Genomic DNA, 17,831 nt, shown 5'->3' on the forward strand with positions numbered 1-17,831 from the left:
GATCTTCCCCCTTTTATTTGTCATTACCATTTTATCACATTATAAAATTAATTTCTACAATTTCAGTCATCCACTTCAATATTTGTATAATAAATAGTTAAACTACCTTTTCATAACAGAAAAAGTTTTCCTCTCTTCCTTGAAATCGTAGTATACCTGTGTATTTGTAGCCACACTTTTCAAATAACTTTTGTGCATTTGGATTTGAAAACATAGTATCTGTCTTTAAATAATTTATGTTATTTTCTGTAGCTAAGCTTTCAGCAAACTTCATAAGCTTATAAGCATTTCCTCTTCCCCTGTATTTACAACCAATAGCTAACCTATGTATTATGTACGCCTCTTTGTCTTTTGACCACTTTATGTCTTTGTATTCTGTAGGCTCATCCTTATTAATACATGCAAATCCTGAAACTCTTCCATCTTCTTCTATTACATATAGTTCTTTATTTTCTATATCCTTTTCAAAATCCTTCCTTAAAGGATACTCATTATTCCATTGATGATTATTACTTTTATCCATATCTACAATTGTTTCCTTAACAATATCCATAATTTCTTTCACGTCTAAAATAGTAGCAAGCCTAATCATTTTATCCCTCCTAAATAATACATACATACAATATATCCATATAATATTACTCAATGCTATTTTTGTAAACTACTTAAAAGTCTTTACTTAATGCACATACTAAATTAGACCATAAATTCCTACTCCAAGTATCGCTGCTAAAGCAATAACAACTATTGGATGAAGTTTTGACTTTAAGCTTATAAAAAGTATTGTTACTCCTATTATAATAGATTTATAATCTATATAAGACTGCCTTGCAAGAGAAATAAATGCACTTATTATAAGTCCAATTAAGGCAGGTCTCATACCCATCAATGCTGATTTCATTAATTTTGAGTTCCTAAACTTTAATATGTAATGTGTAGCTATAGAAACCAAAACAAAAGAAAATGATACTACCCCAACCGTTGCAAAAACACTTCCCCAAAATCCACATATTCTATACCCGACAAAGGTTGCTGAATTAATGGAAATAGGTCCTGGAGTCATTTGTGAAATGCCTATAATATCTAAAAATTCTGAAGATGTTAGCCAGTTATTTTTAGTTACTATTTCTCTTTCGATTAATGGTAACATGGCATATCCGCCACCATATCCAAAAACTCCTATTTTAAAAAATGTCATATATAATTTAAAAAGCATGTCCACTTTAAACCACCTGCTTTCCTAGAAAAATTATTCCATAAATAGCTGCAATGAATATCATTATAACGGGATGGACATTAAAAACAGTAATGGAAACCACACATATTATTGTGATGAGTATATTTATGGTATTCTTCTTTACAGATTTAGATAAGCTTCTAACTGCAACTAATACTAATACGGGAACTGCCCCTGCAATACCTTTAAATACATTATCTACTATATAATTATCCCTAAACCTCATGAAAAATGTAGCTATAGTAAGTATTATTAGAAAGGATGGAATTATAACACCAAGTAGTGCCACAATAGCTCCTAAAACGCCTCCTAGTTTATACCCTATAAATAAAGATGAATTTACAGGAAGTGCCCCAGGAAAACTTTGAGATATAACCAATATATCTGTAAAGTCATCTTTTGAAATCCACCTTTTTGATTCAACCACTTCTTTTTCTATTAAAGGAATCATGGCATAACCCCCACCAAAGGTAAAAGCTCCTATTTTAAAGAAACTAAAAAACATAACAATTAATTCTTTCATAAAACCCCTCCTACAATATTACTTCTGACAACTGCGAGTATATCATAGGGATATTCCGATTAAAAGTTGGATTTTACTATGATTAATATAGGTTTTCTTTATGTATTATAAATTGAATTTAATTTATATGAGATTAATTATATGATTTAAATAAAATTTATTATATACTATTAAAGTATATTTTTTAGTAAATAGTTACATACTTAATATAAAGGGAGATTTTAAATGGAATACAAAACTAATATAGATGATAAAAAGCAATCTTTGAAGTCAGATGAGGAGAGTTTGAACAAAGCATCTTTAGATTCAAATGAAGAAGCTTGGAACAAAGGAACTTATGATGCCTGGGTTGAAAGATTAGGCTCTCCGAAAGATGCCGCAAAAAAGATTAAAGAAAATCCAACACATATTATATCTACACTTTACCATAAACTTGGGGACTTAAAAGGTAAAAAGGTTATGAACCTTATGGGATCTAACGGTAATAAAGCTGTAGCTTTAGCCTTGCTTTTTGCAAATGTAACTGTGGTAGATTTTTCAAAGGGAAATAAGCGTTACGCTTTAGAACTTGCAAAAGAGGCAGGGGTTAACATTGAATATATATTATCAGATGTACTTAAACTTCCTGAGGATAAGATTACCTCTGATTATGATATAGTATTTGCAGAAATGGGGATACTTCACTATTTTACAGATTTAAAACCTTTTTTAAATCTAGTACATAGACTTTTATCACCTGGTGGCATATTTATTATAAGAGACTTTCATCCGATTTCTACTAAGCTCATAAGCTCAAAAGGCTCTACAGCAAAAATTCGTAAACATAAGGTAACAGGAGATTATTTTGATACTTCACTAGAAGAAAAATCCGTATCCTATTCTAAATATTTAAATGACACTGATGAACCAAAAAAAGTACTCCTTAGAAGATGGACCATTGGTGAAATAGTAAGTTCAGTTGCAAAAGAAGGCTTTATTATTAAAAGCTTAGATGAAGAACCTAATTTATCTTCTGAAACCTTTGATAAAGGCATCCCAAAAACCTTTACCTTAGTAGCCGAAAAAAGCTTTTAGGCCCTACATTATTTTTTACCTCTAACTTTTTATGGTATAATTTAAAATTGAAGGATAAAAAATATGATATGAGGGTGATAAATTTGTTAATTCCAAAGTCAATTACATGTTTAAAAGGTTATACTAAAGAGCAATTTATGAAAGATTTTAGTGCAGGAATTATAGTTGCAATCATTGCACTCCCACTATCAATTGCTCTAGCCATAGCCTCTGGTGTTTCCCCTGAAAAGGGATTGTATACTGCAATTATTGGTGGATTTATAGTTTCACTTCTAGGTGGTAGTAGGGTCCAAATCGGTGGTCCTACAGGTGCTTTCGTAGTTATTGTGTATGGCATTATACAAAAATACGGAATGGACGGACTATTAATTTCAACTATTATGGCAGGAATATTCCTTATTCTTATGGGACTTTTAAAACTTGGTAGCCTTATAAAATACATTCCATCTTCTATAACTTCTGGCTTTACTAGTGGTATTGCTATAGTTATTCTGTCTACTCAGGTAAAAGATTTTTTGGGCCTTACTATGAGCTCAGTTCCTTCAGAGTTTTTAGCTAAGTGGACAGCCTATATTAATAGTATGAACACTATTAATATTCAAAGTTTATCCATTGCCATTTTAACACTTTTAATAATTATTCTATGGCCTAAAATAAGTAAAAAGATACCTGGAACCTTTGTTGCCATAATCATCGCAACAATAATTGCCATGGTATTGAATTTGAAAATTGATACTATAGGGAGTCAGTTCGGGGAGCTATCCTCTGCCTTACCAAAACTTGTAGTGCCTAAGGTAAGCTTTGAAATGATAAATCAGTTAATGCTGCCAGCTTTAACTATTGCAATACTTGCAGGGGTTGAGTCTCTACTATCAGCAGTAGTTGCCGATGGTATGATTGGAGGAAAGCACCGTTCTAATATGGAATTAATAGCTGAAGGAGTAGCTAATATATTTTCAGGCATGTTCGGTGGAATACCGGTTACTGGAGCTATTGCAAGAACTGCAGCTAATGTTAAAAATGGAGGTAGAACTCCCGTAGCTGGAATAGTCCATTCTTTTGGTATTTTGATTATTATGATGCTATTTATGCCTTATGTAAAGTTAATTCCAATGGCTTCTTTAGCTTCTATACTAGTTCTTGTAGCCTATAACATGATGGAATGGGAATCCTTTAAACAAATCTTCAAAGCCCCTAAAGGTGATGCTTTAGTATTTATAGTTACATTTATTTTAACTATATTCTTAGATTTAGTTGTAGCTATAGGCGTTGGAGTTGTACTCTCTTCATTCTTATTCATGAAAAAGATGGCAGAGGTTACAGATGTTAAATGCATAGTAGATGATATCAATGATGATGAAATATCAGATGTTATAAGAAATGTTCAAACTCCAAAGGATGTTTCCATTTATGAAATTAGCGGACCCTTTTTCTTTGGTGCAGCAAATAAATTTGTAAATGCAGTAAGAGAAATGGGTACACCTCCAAAAATATTAATAATAAAAATGGAAAGCGTGCCTTTTATAGATGGTACTGCATATCATTCACTAGAAATGCTATATGATCTTTGTGAAAAACACTATACAAAACTTATAATACTTCAAATACAAGAAGGCCCTTTAAAGGTACTTAAAAATTATGGTTTTACAAAGCTTCTTGGTGAAGATAACTTTTGTAATGATATGGATGGAGCTATTGAAAGAGCTAAGGCGTTAAAGGTTAGAGCTCAGAAATAATTAAGGAGGACATTGTCCTCCTTTAATACTTAGCAAAATACCATAATTACATTTAATCTTTGCAAGTGTAATATAATTCAAAGTTATCACCTAATATTCCTACAACCTTATATCACTATGGACTACTCAAATTAAACAAGGAAATGAAATGCTATAATTATTTAAAAGAAGATAATATTATTGTTATAAATCTCATCTTTTATTACTAGAATATATTACATATGTTATCCCTAGTGACATCCCCAATGCAATTGAAAAGCTTTTAAGAAAATCTAATTCTTCTGATTTGAATAAATAATCAGAACCTATCCCAATAATAAAAAATGTTGCTAATAACTTTATAAACACAATAATTTTTTCTTTCATAATTCAACACTCCATTACATGCTTAATATATTCTAAAAAAATTTATTTTTTATAATTATAATTATAAATATAATGGTTAATAACGTAAACATGCCCATAAATACAAATGGCAACTTTTCATTTGAACCATATTTACTTTTAATTAAGATAATCATACTACTTAGTATAATTAAAAGAATGATACTATATATAAAAATTATTTTTCTAATCATTTCTACCCTCCACAACTGCAATCATAATAATTTTAGTTATTTTGTAATTAATTTATATATATACTTAAAATCATATATAAAACATATTATTATTGGTATCCATACAAGCATATACATAATAGATGGTGCGTTAATCCCTTTTAATACACCATTTATTAAAAGAGCTAAAAATGCAAGCAACGCACTTACAGCATAATGTTTTATACGTTCTATTTTCATATCAATACCTCTTTCACATTATAATTTCATTTTAAGATAGTATCTACCCAATAATTAACTCATAACAACACTTTATATTAATCCTTTAATCCATGATTTAAGTTCACTAGGTGTTTTAAAAGTATTCTCTATCTCATAAATCTTACCGTTATTTAGAAACAGTATCGTATCTGATATTTCCTGCGCTATATCAATTAAATGTGTTGAAATTACAATTGAACAATTATTCATTACACATTTTTTCATTGTATTAATTATTACTTCTGCTGATATAAAATCTAATGAACCAAATGGCTCGTCCATTAATATATATTCATACTCAAGTAAAAAGCTAATTATTAACACGAGCTTTTGTTTAGTCCCTAGTGAATAGGTTGAAATTAATTTATTTGTTTTATCATTCATCTTAAGCTCATCTACTAAACTATTATATACTTCTATATTTAAGCTCTTTTCCTTTAAATTTAATATTAAATTTACGAATTCATCTCCTGTTAAGGTTTTATAAAAATCCATTTGATCATGTATATATATAATCTTTTCATTTAATATTTCCTTATCTATAGATATATTAGATGGATAAAATCCTGTTATACAGTTAAATAAGGTAGTCTTTCCTGCACCATTTACACCTAGAATACAATATATATTCCCTTTTTCTATTTTAAAAGAAGCACCATTTATTACATTTGTTTCACCGTCATATGAATATATTAAATTATCTATTTGTAGCATCTTAAACATCCTCCTTATTCCCTTTAGTTTTATTTATATTAACATTATAATTAAATAAATAACCAACTATAAGAAGTGCATTAAAAATAAAGTATACTTCTAAATTTGCTGAATTTATAAATATGAATTTAAATACAGTAACACAAGCTCCTAGCATTAAATAATTCAATAGTTGTATTATTATATTATTGCTATTTTTATTATTAACTCTCTTAACTAAAATTAAACTTATTAATTTCTCAACTATTAAAATTGATATTAACGAAAGTGCAATAGTAATCCATGACCATATGTTTATTATAGTTATAAAAACTATAATAAAAAAAGTATATATAGACAAGAATAACATAATAGTGGCAAGTTTCCTTTTAATATTTATCATATTCTCTTCACTTACTTGAATGCCATATTTATTTAATAATTCCACTTCACAACTAATCTTAAAATAATTTCTAAATCCCATATTTCCATTAATAAATAAAATAACCATAAACATAAATACAATTAAATCTATAGTTGGGAATATTACCAAAGCTTCCTTAAAATTATTAGGTACACTATTATAATAAATATAAACTAATAAAGCAGTAATAGCCCCTTGCATAATTATCGCAAATGAAAAAGATACTTTATTCGCTCTACATAAATACTTTATATCTTTAATTATTATTTTTTCCTCTAAATTTGTTAATTTTCCTGAAAATACTCTTATTAATATTTTTATATATTTATCAAACCTTTTATTAGCCTTAAACCCTTTATTTATCTTTTTATTTATTATGATCTTTCTAATATTTATTTGAAAATATCTTCTTGTAAAACTTACTAATAATATTGAGAAAATTAATATTATTACTATTGTAATAAAACAGTAAATATTAATGTTACTATACCTAACCATATTGTAATCTTTATTAGTTGTATCTATGTTATCTAATATTTTATAAGCAATATATTGTGGTAATACTATAATTAACATAAAGTAAATTATGTATATTACGGTATTCACTATAAACCTTTTTATACCTTTTGTAGTATTTATTATATATCTAACATAAAGTGCTATTAAATAGTTTATCAAAAACCAACTAACTATAAACAAAATAGCAGATAGATAAAAAATAAAATTAGATCTTGAAAATATTCTTTTAAGACCCAAAATACTTGGTAAAATAAATGGTAAATTCCACTTTAATAAAATCATAAATAATCTTACTTTAATATAATTGTACATCTTACCTTGCAAAAATTTTATTATTACATCACTTTCTAGTTTGCTAAAAAAAAGTTTTTGTAATATATAATGAGTAATAGCAATAATAATCAAATTAGATATAATAACAAACTCCATATGAACTTTAGGACTAAATACTAAGTCTGAATTTATAGATATAATGTAACCTAATAAAGTTGGTAATATAAAATTACAAATAAATTTGAAATAACTAACTAATTTGTTTTTATAATCTTTTCTGTATTCAATCATAAACCATAACTTTAACATAACATCTCCTATTTATTTGTTATTTTTAATAAAACCTTCTATCATTTCCCAAGTATCAAGTTGCTACAGCTCCCAATGCTACACCTACAGGTCCTGATACAACTGCTGCCGAGCCTGCTACTATTTCTCCAACTGCTGCAACCACTTTATTCACTGTTGTTCAATAAGTCCACCTAGTTGAAATTGCTGCAGCACCACCTTCATATTTTGGGGTTATTTTTGTTTATAATTAAATGTGAAAAACTAATTACACATATAGGATTAATAATTGAACTAACAATAATTCTTATAAAATGGTTAATAATATACTTAGGGGATATTTTCACATCTCCTTTTATTTTATATAGTTTTTTATACTACTTCTGACTATTAAAATTTCACTTTATCCTTTTAGGATAATCGCCTTTATTTCTTTAGTATTTTTAAAATTATTGTCATATTCTTGTATCTTACCATTACTTAACAGCAATATTTTATCGCTGATTTCTTGAGCTATATCTATCATATGTGTAGATATTATTACTGTATTATTGTTTTTTGCATACCTTTTTACTACTTCTATCATTGTATCTGCCGCTAAAACATCAAGTGACGTAAAGGGTTCATCCATAAGTATATACTTATATTTCAATAAAAAAGCTATGATTAAAATCAACTTATGTTTCATACCAAGAGAGTATGAAGAAATAGTTTGTTTTATTTTCTCATTCATTAATAGTTCTGACAACAATTCATTATACATATCCTGATCAAGCTTTACATCCTTAAAGTTCAATATTACATTAAGGAACTCTTCTCCAGTTAGATAATTATAAAACTGCATTTCATCATGTATATATAACATCTGCGCCGAAAAGCTTGTTACATCTATATTTGATGGCAAGTCTCCGTTAAGGCACTTAAGAAGAGTAGTTTTACCTGAACCATTTATCCCTAATAATGAATATACAACGCCCTCTTCAATATTAAAAGACAAATCATCTAATATTTTTTTATTTCCATCATATGCAAAAGTAAGATCTTTAATATTAACCATTAATCTCATCCTTTTCTAAAAACTTTATTAGTATAAGCTCAATATAGTATCCTAGTATATTTATAAAAATCACAAATAAATATTTTAAAATTAAGCTCTTAATATTTTCAGATATATTTAAAAATGATATACCTATCATTATCCTAGCCCCTACTGCTGATATCCCAGAAAACAATATAAATCTAATTGCATTAAACTCCAAATTCATCTTATCTATTCCAAATAAGACATAATATCGAATCCACGATAATATAGAAACTACGATTAAAATTGTTTGTAGTAATCCGCCTAAACTTATATTTATTAAAAGATTTGTTAATCCCATTAAGATTATAGGAACTAATAATAATATAAATATATAATTTGCCTTTTCTCTAAGTATCTTAACTTTATCTGATTTAATATTAAACTTTTTTAAAACTCCAAATTCATCATCAACTTTTACTTCATTTATATTAGAAGAAATAACACCTATAAGTATGGGTACATTAATACAGCAACAAATAAGATAAAATATCGATACCAAGTTAAGTTTCTCCAGTAATACCTTTGGTGTTTCTTGTAAAATAGTGACGCAATAGAAAACAAAGGAACTTACTTGTGACAATATTACTATATAAAACTCTATGCCCTTTTTCTTTGTAAAACAATATAAATCTTTAATTAACATCTTCTTATATAAATTACTACCCTTTAATTTTAATATCTTATTTGATAAACCTTTTTTCGATTCCTTCCTAACTTCAAAAGGATTTAGGATTACATACAAATTCCTTCTCACTAAATTTAATATCATTATATATAAACCAACACCTATAACTCCAACTATAGTGAGTATCATAGTGTTTATCTTTGAATATATGTTAAATGTACCTTGTCCATTTCCGAGCAATCCATTTATGATCTCATGTACCATATATGTTTGTACTACGAATAATAAAATTATAAATATTATTACTCCTAAAATATATAAAACCTTATTTAATATGTTTTTATTAGATACCGATTCAGCATAGCTTACTGTATAGGCTATTATCATATTAAACAGATAAAAGTTCATTATGATCAGGAAGCTAATACTTAAAATGCATATTTTATTTGTGGAGCAAATTATTAAAGGTAATAGCATAGGAATAATAACTAACAATATTGATTTATATATAGTTAACTCCACTTTTCTTTTTATATAAAGATATCGTTCTTCTTTTATAAATACTAATATAGGATCTTTCCTAAAATCTTTTATATTTTTCTTAAGTATGAGCTGAAGCACCAATATTATTAAACAAATTTTATTTATAATACTTGCAACATATGCACTATTTTGTACTTGTCCATATGCATTTAAACAAAATATAAATATTATAATTGGCGTTAACAAATACCTCAAAATTATTTTGATTGTTGATACTTTTAAATCAAAACTTTTAGCCCTTTTACTAATCCACTGAAAATACAATAACTTTTTTAACATATTAAACCTCTCAATCAAAATGTAATTTAGCATAAGATAGTTAATAACCCCATGATATCTTCAATATACCTTTTCACATAAAAATAATCACATAAAAACTCACCTACTATTAATACCACTTATTTAATAAAAAACTTATTTTTAATAAATACACTTATAAATATAATTATTAATAACGCGAATATCCCCATAAACACAAATGGCAATTTTTCATTTGAACCATATTTACTTTTCATTAAAATAATCATACTACTCAACATAATTAAAAGAATTATACTAAATATAAAAATTATTTCTTGGATTCAATATCAATAAATATTATTTATTCTAAAGGTTTATATTTAACTTCTTCAGTCAAATATATTATATCTTCAATTCTACCCCTCAAATATTTATTATCATAAATAAAACTCTTAGATATTTCACTTATATCTGCAATAATATCAAAATTAATCTTTTCCTTCTCACGTAAACGTTCGTTAATAATATTATCAATCTTTTCTACCGCTAGTAAATCCATATTTTCAATCTTATATTGAGCAATCCCCCAAATTATACTAATAACAATAACTACTATCATACTAATTAAAATACTATATATTAGAAATACTATGAAATTTAACGAATATAATATCATTAGTAACATTAAAATATTCACAATAGATACTATCTTAAGTCCCAACATGTACCTTTTTCTATAAACTTCTATAATCTCTTTGTAGTCTTCTCTTCTATTATCATAAAATTTCATTAGAATCCTCACTTTCATATGAATCAGTTTTATTGCATGGGTTTTTACTTATTTAATAGACAAAAAACAATAATTTAAAAAGTATTATTGTTTTTTCTTAACTAATATCCGCATTAATATACTTATCTCTGCTAGAACAGATGATGCCATTATTATATAAAATGTTTTATCATGTAAACTTAAACTCAAAGCAATCATAAGTATTATTACAATAACTATATGAATAACTAATAATAATTTTAATTCAAATAATCTCATATTATTTACCTCCAACTTTAGTATAATATTAATTTTAAATCCAGTCATTAATATCACTCTATCGGATCTTCTGTAGATGATTGGTGATTCAATACCTCTTTATATGAATTACTTTTACTAAAGCTGTTTTTACCGTTTGTAGCATCTCTTTCTGCTCTAGTAATTAATTCTATTCTTCTATTTATTATATATATTCGGGAATTAACTTGTCCTAATTGTAGCTTTGACCCCACAGGCTTTAATCTTATTAAAGTATCGCCTTCGTTAACTTACTTGCATTCTTCTATTTAAACTATTTTATAGCAATTGCTCTTATAAGATAGTTAATAATGCCTATACCGAATAAAATCAATATAAGTATCCAGTCATATCCATAAACATCTGACTTTATATAAGCATATGTGGCTAAAATTATTGCAATTATTATATACAATATTGAGTAAAGCATACCTTCTTTAATAGGCATAATATCTTCATTATTATCCTCACGTCCATTTATATATTTAATTCCATATACAATAGACAAAATAAGCCCCAATAAACCAAAGAAAATATAGATATCTGACTTTGCATAATCATATGTGGCTGAAATTATTGCAATTATCATATAGAATATTGAGTAAACCATGCCTCCATTAATAGGCGTACTATCTTCATTATTATCTTCACGTCCATTTGTATCTTTAATGCCATGTATAATAGACGCAATAAGCCCCAATAAAACAAAGAAAATATTTATAGAAGAGTGAAATCTATTATTCCACATATAAATAAGTGAAAATATAATAATTATATTTATTACATAAACAGATAAAAGAATCTTAATATTTCTTTTTCTGAAAATGTCACTATATGCTGAAAATATACAGATGGTTATGACTACAAGTAAAGAGTTCCACATATTACTTCCAAACCATCTGGCATGTAGTATATGATAATCTGCCATCTGTAGAACCATCTACTCCGTCAATATGATTAGCTAAATGTGTTCCAACTTGTAATTGTAAGTTATAATTTCTGTTTAATGCATATGAACTCATTTTTAAAATCCCCTTTTAATTGTATGTTTTTTATTTAGACCTGTTGTAAAATGTCCCCTTATTCAACCTCTTTTCTAATATATATAAACCTATTGGTGGAATAATAAAATATCCTATAATAACTGCTAATGCACTATTTCTAATAAATCTATCAATTAAAATTATTATTACACAATATACTCCACCTATTTTACATATCTTTTCTGTGTCTTTCATTAATTTGTTTTTATCAACCTTTTTATCAGTATTTCCTGACCTTTCTAAATTCTTTCTTACAAAGTAGTTTAACATTCTATTGGGAGAAATAATTAATATTACCCCAAATATAAAAGTCAAAATCTTGCTAACAATAAAAATTAAAAACCTAATAGTCTCCAATATGACACTCCTCCATTTTCAATAATATAAATAAATCATGTTTTAAATGAAACTCCTCCTTATCAAGATGAGTAAGTTCAAGATACCAAATCAAAGATTTGGACTTTCATTCATTTACTCATACTTAACCCTCGTTTCAGTTACCATTCCTAGGGTTAAATTAATCTTTATACTTTACCTTTTAAGACGCTTATGAAAAGTCCCTTCATTCTGATAATTTATTATATCATCACTACTAAGGTGTTTTATCTTTATATTTCAGGATTTTTTTTTGCTTATAATTAAATATGCAAAACTAATTACATATATAGGATTAATAATTGAACTAACAATAATATTAATTATACTTTGGTATTCAAAAATGACTCTTATTAAAATATCAATAAATAGCAATCCAAGTGATACTATAAAAACCAATTTATTTCTATTTAAAATCTTATCTTTTATCTTTTTATAATTTAATAATAATATCATTAGTATTATTGACACTATTATTATTCTAATAAGAATATTATGCATCCTACCTCCTATAAAATTATTCTGTTTTAACTAAGTTTAATGATAAATTATTAAATTAGATTAGTGAAATCTATTTAATGATAGATTTCACTAACTGTTATGATATACTTTTGTAAATTATTAAAAATCCCAAATGAATCCAATGACTGTATTAATTGCTGCTTTGACTCCACAGCTTTAAGCTTATTAAAATATCACCTTCGTTAACTTACTTGCATTCTTCTATAAAAATTTCATTCATAATAATTATATTTGAAATTTACACCTTAAATCTATTTACTGCACAAACGAACAAATAAGCGTATGATATTCCAATGTATAGAATTCTATACGCTTATTCAGAATTTTTTACCTTTATGGTATTTCACTTATACTAATATTATTGTTTTAATTTCTTTTTTTACACTTTTTTAAAATTAATTTTGTTAATATATATGATGGATATCCCACAATAATAGCAATAATAATTCTAATAAGTATACTTCTTTCAGGTATGGCTAAAATTATAATAGTATTTATTATAATAACTACTACTATCCATGTAATCCAAACCTTCCTACTTTCTTTGCATACCTTTTTCAATTTATTAGAACCACCCATTAACTATAATGTCCTATTATATATCCTGTAACTACACCAGCACAGCCGGCTAATATTGCAGCTGATGCAACTGGATTTGCCACAATGATTGTCGCTGCTGCAGTTACTGCACTTCCTACCCAACTATAAGCTGCTATTGCAGCTGTAACCATGTAAGGATAAATTTTAATGCCTGCAGCAATTGCACCAGCTGCACATATAGATCCTAATGTACTAACTGCTACGTCGTACAAGAATCCAGCACCTCCATCAACATATTCCATTTCCTCTCTTTCAATCTCTACATAATTATTTGGTAATTGTAATGCATATGAACTCATTTTTACAGTCCCCTTTCAATTATATGTTTTTTTATTTATATTAAAAGGTATCTTAAGCTAACTCTAATAACTAATTAACTCTTTTTAGTTTAATTGAACTTTATACCTATTTGTTCCATGAAATATTTCATATTTTAAATGAAACTCCTCCTTATCAGGATGAGTAAGTTCAAGATACCAAATCAAAGATTTGGACTTTCATTCATTTATTCATACTTAACCCTCGTTTCAGTTACCATTCCTAGGATTAAACTAACCTTCTCATCTTATTTATGAAAAAGATGTCACAGATTACAGATATTAAATAAATACTAGATGATATTAATGATGAAGAAGTATCAGAAATTATAAGGAATATATCTCTCCATCAAATGCTTAGAAGAACTTATCCATGGGCGTAGCAGCCGTCATCCCCCACCTTGAAAAGGTTAGGGGTGTTACGGATAGTAGCCATCGTATAAATCATAACGCCTGTCTTTGTAAAAAGAATATCATCTATCCTAATATGTGTATATAGCCTTTAAGTATACAACCTAATAATTGTATTATTCGTCATTATCAATTGCCAAGCCTTATTGTTTGGTAGGCCTAACTTAACAAGGTTTTCGTGCTTTGTTTTGATTTTTTCCATTGTTTCCAAAAACACATTCTAATCCTTCGTCTTAACCATTCATCAAGGGTTTTAAGAATACTTTTAATGTTTGCAATAGCAAAATAATTTACCCATCCTACTATTACCTGCTTAAGTTTCATAAACCTATATTCCATGCTTATCGCATTACTTCTTGAAGTTAATTCCTTTAGCTTTGCTTTGAATTTATTCATAGGCTTTTGAGGAACTCTTATTCTGTATTCACCTTTTGCTCGGTAAAATGAAAATCCTAAAAGTTTAAGTTTCCAGGGTCTATCTACTGTACTCTTTTCTTTATTCACTTTAAGCTTTAATTTTTCCTCAATAAATCTTGTAATTCTCTTCATTACTCTATTTGCTGATTTATCACTTTTAACATATATATTAGCATCATCAGCATATCTACAAAAGTTTAGTCATCGTGTTGTTAGTTCTCCATAAAGTTCATGTAACATTACGTTACCTAATAATGGGGACAATGGTCTACCTCGAGGTGCTCCTTCTTCAGTATTCATTAGTACCCCATTTATCATCACTCCATCTATCTACTACATTTACATCGCCTGTTTTGAATAGTTTTGGGCTTCGTTTTGTATTGCAAACTTACCCACAAACATATGCCTTATATGCAGTTTCTGTTCGTCAGACCAGAGTTTTGCCGCCGACTTCCTTCAGATTCCACTTCGCGGTGTACACCCTTATCTTAAGCTATGCACTTGGCACTATTAACCCGTGCTAGGGACTTTCACCCATTAGATTGCGCCCATACCGGGCGCACAATAATTAAGGAGGACATTGTCCTCCTTTAATACTTAACAAATTAACATAATTACATTTAATCTTTGCAATTATAATATAATTCAAAGTTATCACCTAATATGCCTACAACCCTTTTATGATGCATAGCCATTTTTCTATTGGTTCTTATAGTAGGATATAAAAATAAAATTCCTATAAATGTTGATACGTTATAAATTAAATGGTAAGCGCCTAAAACTTCAAAGGTTGCTAGTAGGCATATTACAAATCCAATTGTTGCATAAAACCCATCTCTTAAAAAGATTCTTTTAGCTAAAGATTTATCCAAATAAAATAAACGGCATTTTTCACAGCTTGAATGCAAGAACCACAAGAAGGTAGAAGTGGAAATAATGATTGCAAAAATATTAGAAACCTTTCCTGCACCCATATGAGTAGTTGAAGGAACTGACATTGATATTGCTGAAACGATAATTAGAGATATCAAACCTAAGAAAACTGCCTTCCCCATGTTTTTTATATTTTGTTTTTCATCTTCAGAAATAACTTCATTTTTTTTGGCTTCCTTTTTAACATAAATATAGGCCTTCGCCTTATTATACATTCTAAACTCTAGATATATATTTATAAGAAGCAAAAGTACCAATATAGCTTGCTGAACTATGTATTCTTTAGACATAAACCCAAATTTAAACTCCTGGAAAACAAGGACGCAAGATATTACCCTTACAATCCAATCAGCTATGGCTTCTTTTTTAAATACTTTTAATTCCTCCCTATAATCTGTAGCTAGTATAAAACTTGAAATCGTGGCTAATAAATAAGGTGTCAATGCCCATATTCCTAAAGCTATCATGGAACTATTAATAAGTTTATTGGAATAAGCATAGGAAAATGCAAAATTGCTCACATAATTAATTAAATTTATTAACATTACTATTTTAACAGATCTTTTCATAACAAAGTCCTCCTCTTTTTGCAATTATACTCTAACTATATTAATAGTATTAAAATATAATTTCACATTAAATATTGCAATAGCTTTCATTTACTGAATACATCTTTTGTATTTTCTGTATATGTCTTCAGATTTCTTTTTAATAATATACTTTGTACTAAAAGTTGGCACAAAAAATATAGCACCTACTACAAGTATTGAAATATGCAAATATCCCATTTTCCCATAAAAAATTGTTTCTTCACAAAATAAAATTATATACCCTATCACAAATGTTATTATGTCTATATAATTCCTCATACTTTTATGTTCATTGTTTTTATAAGCAATACTAATTGTTTGATGTGATAATTTAAATAAAATATGTAATAGAAGAATTATTAATAATATTGGTATAAACATTAATTTCACAAGATTGGCATAAATAAATCTAGAAATAAACACTAATATAGATAGAATAATTATTACAATGGTGCCTTTTCCAGATATCTCAAGAGCATTTATCATAAATGCCATTTCATCTTTTAAATCTGTCCCCATTGCATAATAATTTAATTTTCTTGATTTAAAATCTTCAATAAATTTATTAATATCCTTTTGATTAACAATTTCTGATTTATCCTCACTAATATTTTTCACCTTTTCCAATATAATTACTTCTAATATTATATTAAACATAAAAAGTATTGCTGTAATTAAACTAACCTTTGATATATCAATTTTAAAAATTAATACTGTAAGATGTAATATCAGCACACCAATCCTAAGCAAAAAATCTATCAATAAATAAACTTCTAGCTCTTTTATTTTATTTTTAAATGTTTCTTCTAAAAAGATTGATGAGAAAGATAGTGCCATATAAAACAGCACTTGTGGAACATCGTCATTTGTATAATACTTATGTATAAATATAAATACATAAAATAAAATATTGAATACAATTAAAATTTCAGCTTTTTTTTTCATGTTAACTCCTTTATAAAAACATATAAATATAAAAAATTATATGTTACGGTATAATAAGCCAACTTGTTATACCGTAACATATTTTTTAACTTCTTATCTTACATCTATAGTAGGTCTCCAAGTAAATCCAAAGTCTAGTCCTTGCCCAGAATACAAGGCATCGACTACTGAAATTGCTACTGAACCTGCTGCATATGCCCCTACCACTGCACCAATAATTGATCCTGCTATTCCTCCTACTGATCCCAACTTAGCACATAATAGAGTGAATTTTGCAGTAACAAAAGATACAGCTTTCCAATAGGCTAATCCTAATATTGTAGCACCTACAGGATTCAAAGCACATGCTAGTAATACACTTCTTAATCCTGCATTACTAAGATAAGCACCTCCATCAACATATTCCATTTCCTCTCTTTCAATCTCTACATAATTATTTGGTAATTGTAATGCATATGAACTCATTTTTACAGTCCCCTTTCAATCATATGTTTTTTTATTTATATTAAAAAGTATCTTAAGCTACCTCTAATAA

General features: G+C 27.3%; 25 protein-coding genes. 2 read left to right on the top strand and 23 right to left on the bottom strand.

The annotated features are described in order from the left end of the window. Window positions 1-97 precede the first annotated feature (97 nt). The 3 genes from DY168_RS11780 to DY168_RS11790 all read right to left on the bottom strand — a co-directional run bounded on the left by DY168_RS11780 (window position 98) and on the right by DY168_RS11790 (window position 1,760). Window positions 98-592 (bottom strand): GNAT family N-acetyltransferase, encoded by a 495-nt coding sequence (locus DY168_RS11780; RefSeq protein ID WP_242984122.1) that lies wholly within the window; start codon window positions 590-592, stop codon window positions 98-100. A 99-nt stretch (window positions 593-691) separates the two neighbouring features. Then, window positions 692-1,222, bottom strand: coding sequence for a chromate transporter (locus DY168_RS11785; RefSeq protein ID WP_115641916.1), 531 nt, complete (start codon window positions 1,220-1,222; stop codon window positions 692-694). A 1-nt stretch (window position 1,223) separates the two neighbouring features. Then, window positions 1,224-1,760 carry a chromate transporter gene (locus DY168_RS11790; protein ID WP_115641917.1) on the bottom strand — a complete coding sequence of 179 codons (537 nt, stop codon included), beginning with the start codon at window positions 1,758-1,760 and terminating at the stop codon, window positions 1,224-1,226. Between the two features lie 225 nt (window positions 1,761-1,985). Here DY168_RS11790 and DY168_RS11795 point away from each other — a divergent pair, with 225 nt between their 5' ends. Both DY168_RS11795 and DY168_RS11800 read left to right on the top strand, forming a co-directional pair. Then, window positions 1,986-2,834 (top strand): class I SAM-dependent methyltransferase, encoded by an 849-nt coding sequence (locus DY168_RS11795; protein ID WP_115641918.1) that lies wholly within the window; start codon window positions 1,986-1,988, stop codon window positions 2,832-2,834. 83 nt (window positions 2,835-2,917) lie between these two features. Further along, entirely contained in the window at window positions 2,918-4,570 is a 1,653-nt protein-coding gene (locus DY168_RS11800; protein ID WP_115641919.1) for a SulP family inorganic anion transporter, read from the top strand. 192 nt (window positions 4,571-4,762) lie between these two features. On the opposite strand, the gene DY168_RS14700 is transcribed toward DY168_RS11800, so the two are convergent. From DY168_RS14700 to DY168_RS11885, 20 genes are all read right to left on the bottom strand, one after another. Next, the gene (locus DY168_RS14700; RefSeq protein ID WP_172556341.1) at window positions 4,763-4,936 is read right to left on the bottom strand and encodes a hypothetical protein; all 174 of its coding nucleotides are present in this window, start codon (window positions 4,934-4,936) and stop codon (window positions 4,763-4,765) included. 32 nt (window positions 4,937-4,968) lie between these two features. Then, window positions 4,969-5,148 carry a hypothetical protein gene (locus tag DY168_RS11805; RefSeq protein WP_115641920.1) on the bottom strand — a complete coding sequence of 60 codons (180 nt, stop codon included), beginning with the start codon at window positions 5,146-5,148 and terminating at the stop codon, window positions 4,969-4,971. A 36-nt stretch (window positions 5,149-5,184) separates the two neighbouring features. Beyond that, complete coding sequence (locus tag DY168_RS11810; RefSeq protein ID WP_115641921.1) at window positions 5,185-5,367, bottom strand: hypothetical protein; 183 nt, start codon at window positions 5,365-5,367, stop codon at window positions 5,185-5,187. A 72-nt stretch (window positions 5,368-5,439) separates the two neighbouring features. Further along, on the bottom strand, window positions 5,440-6,102 hold the full coding sequence (locus DY168_RS11815) for an ATP-binding cassette domain-containing protein (protein WP_172556342.1): 663 nt from the start codon (window positions 6,100-6,102) through the stop codon (window positions 5,440-5,442). Window position 6,103: 1 nt separating this feature from the next. Next, window positions 6,104-7,606: a hypothetical protein gene (locus tag DY168_RS11820; protein ID WP_115641923.1), complete on the bottom strand. Its 1,503-nt coding sequence runs from the start codon at window positions 7,604-7,606 to the stop codon at window positions 6,104-6,106. 382 nt (window positions 7,607-7,988) lie between these two features. Further along, window positions 7,989-8,642, bottom strand: coding sequence for an ATP-binding cassette domain-containing protein (locus DY168_RS11825; protein WP_172556343.1), 654 nt, complete (start codon window positions 8,640-8,642; stop codon window positions 7,989-7,991). After that, window positions 8,635-10,116 carry a hypothetical protein gene (locus tag DY168_RS11830; protein WP_115641925.1) on the bottom strand — a complete coding sequence of 494 codons (1,482 nt, stop codon included), beginning with the start codon at window positions 10,114-10,116 and terminating at the stop codon, window positions 8,635-8,637. The genes DY168_RS11825 and DY168_RS11830 overlap by 8 nt, the downstream gene beginning before the upstream one ends. Window positions 10,117-10,438: 322 nt before the next feature. Then, window positions 10,439-10,867: a hypothetical protein gene (locus DY168_RS11835; protein ID WP_115641926.1), complete on the bottom strand. Its 429-nt coding sequence runs from the start codon at window positions 10,865-10,867 to the stop codon at window positions 10,439-10,441. Window positions 10,868-10,951: 84 nt separating this feature from the next. Further along, entirely contained in the window at window positions 10,952-11,125 is a 174-nt protein-coding gene (locus DY168_RS14705) for a hypothetical protein (protein ID WP_172556344.1), read from the bottom strand. Between the two features lie 53 nt (window positions 11,126-11,178). After that, window positions 11,179-11,358: a hypothetical protein gene (locus tag DY168_RS11840; protein WP_115641927.1), complete on the bottom strand. Its 180-nt coding sequence runs from the start codon at window positions 11,356-11,358 to the stop codon at window positions 11,179-11,181. A gap of 59 nt (window positions 11,359-11,417) precedes the next feature. Next, the gene (locus DY168_RS11845; RefSeq protein WP_172556345.1) at window positions 11,418-12,071 is read right to left on the bottom strand and encodes a hypothetical protein; all 654 of its coding nucleotides are present in this window, start codon (window positions 12,069-12,071) and stop codon (window positions 11,418-11,420) included. Next, window positions 12,028-12,165 (bottom strand): hypothetical protein, encoded by a 138-nt coding sequence (locus tag DY168_RS14710; RefSeq protein WP_172556346.1) that lies wholly within the window; start codon window positions 12,163-12,165, stop codon window positions 12,028-12,030. Before DY168_RS14710 ends, DY168_RS11845 begins: the two co-directional genes overlap by 44 nt. Before the next feature lie 30 nt (window positions 12,166-12,195). Next, the gene (locus DY168_RS11850) at window positions 12,196-12,543 is read right to left on the bottom strand and encodes a hypothetical protein (RefSeq protein ID WP_115641929.1); all 348 of its coding nucleotides are present in this window, start codon (window positions 12,541-12,543) and stop codon (window positions 12,196-12,198) included. A gap of 258 nt (window positions 12,544-12,801) precedes the next feature. Beyond that, window positions 12,802-13,062, bottom strand: coding sequence for a hypothetical protein (locus DY168_RS11855; RefSeq protein WP_115641930.1), 261 nt, complete (start codon window positions 13,060-13,062; stop codon window positions 12,802-12,804). A gap of 387 nt (window positions 13,063-13,449) precedes the next feature. After that, window positions 13,450-13,644, bottom strand: coding sequence for a hypothetical protein (locus tag DY168_RS11860; protein WP_147291426.1), 195 nt, complete (start codon window positions 13,642-13,644; stop codon window positions 13,450-13,452). Between the two features lie 17 nt (window positions 13,645-13,661). Then, window positions 13,662-13,982: a hypothetical protein gene (locus tag DY168_RS11865; protein WP_115641932.1), complete on the bottom strand. Its 321-nt coding sequence runs from the start codon at window positions 13,980-13,982 to the stop codon at window positions 13,662-13,664. A 588-nt stretch (window positions 13,983-14,570) separates the two neighbouring features. Continuing rightward, a complete protein-coding gene (locus DY168_RS11870) occupies window positions 14,571-14,996 on the bottom strand; it encodes a group II intron maturase-specific domain-containing protein (RefSeq protein WP_242984175.1) in 426 nt (141 codons plus the stop codon). Between the two features lie 452 nt (window positions 14,997-15,448). Next, entirely contained in the window at window positions 15,449-16,330 is an 882-nt protein-coding gene (locus tag DY168_RS11875; protein ID WP_115641933.1) for a hypothetical protein, read from the bottom strand. A gap of 90 nt (window positions 16,331-16,420) precedes the next feature. Next, window positions 16,421-17,296 carry a hypothetical protein gene (locus DY168_RS11880; RefSeq protein WP_115641934.1) on the bottom strand — a complete coding sequence of 292 codons (876 nt, stop codon included), beginning with the start codon at window positions 17,294-17,296 and terminating at the stop codon, window positions 16,421-16,423. Between the two features lie 93 nt (window positions 17,297-17,389). After that, window positions 17,390-17,761 carry a hypothetical protein gene (locus DY168_RS11885; protein WP_115641935.1) on the bottom strand — a complete coding sequence of 124 codons (372 nt, stop codon included), beginning with the start codon at window positions 17,759-17,761 and terminating at the stop codon, window positions 17,390-17,392. Window positions 17,762-17,831 lie beyond the last annotated feature (70 nt).

This window comes from Clostridium putrefaciens (genome assembly GCF_900461105.1).
Taxonomy (GTDB): Bacteria; Bacillota; Clostridia; order Clostridiales; family Clostridiaceae; genus Clostridium_L; species Clostridium_L putrefaciens.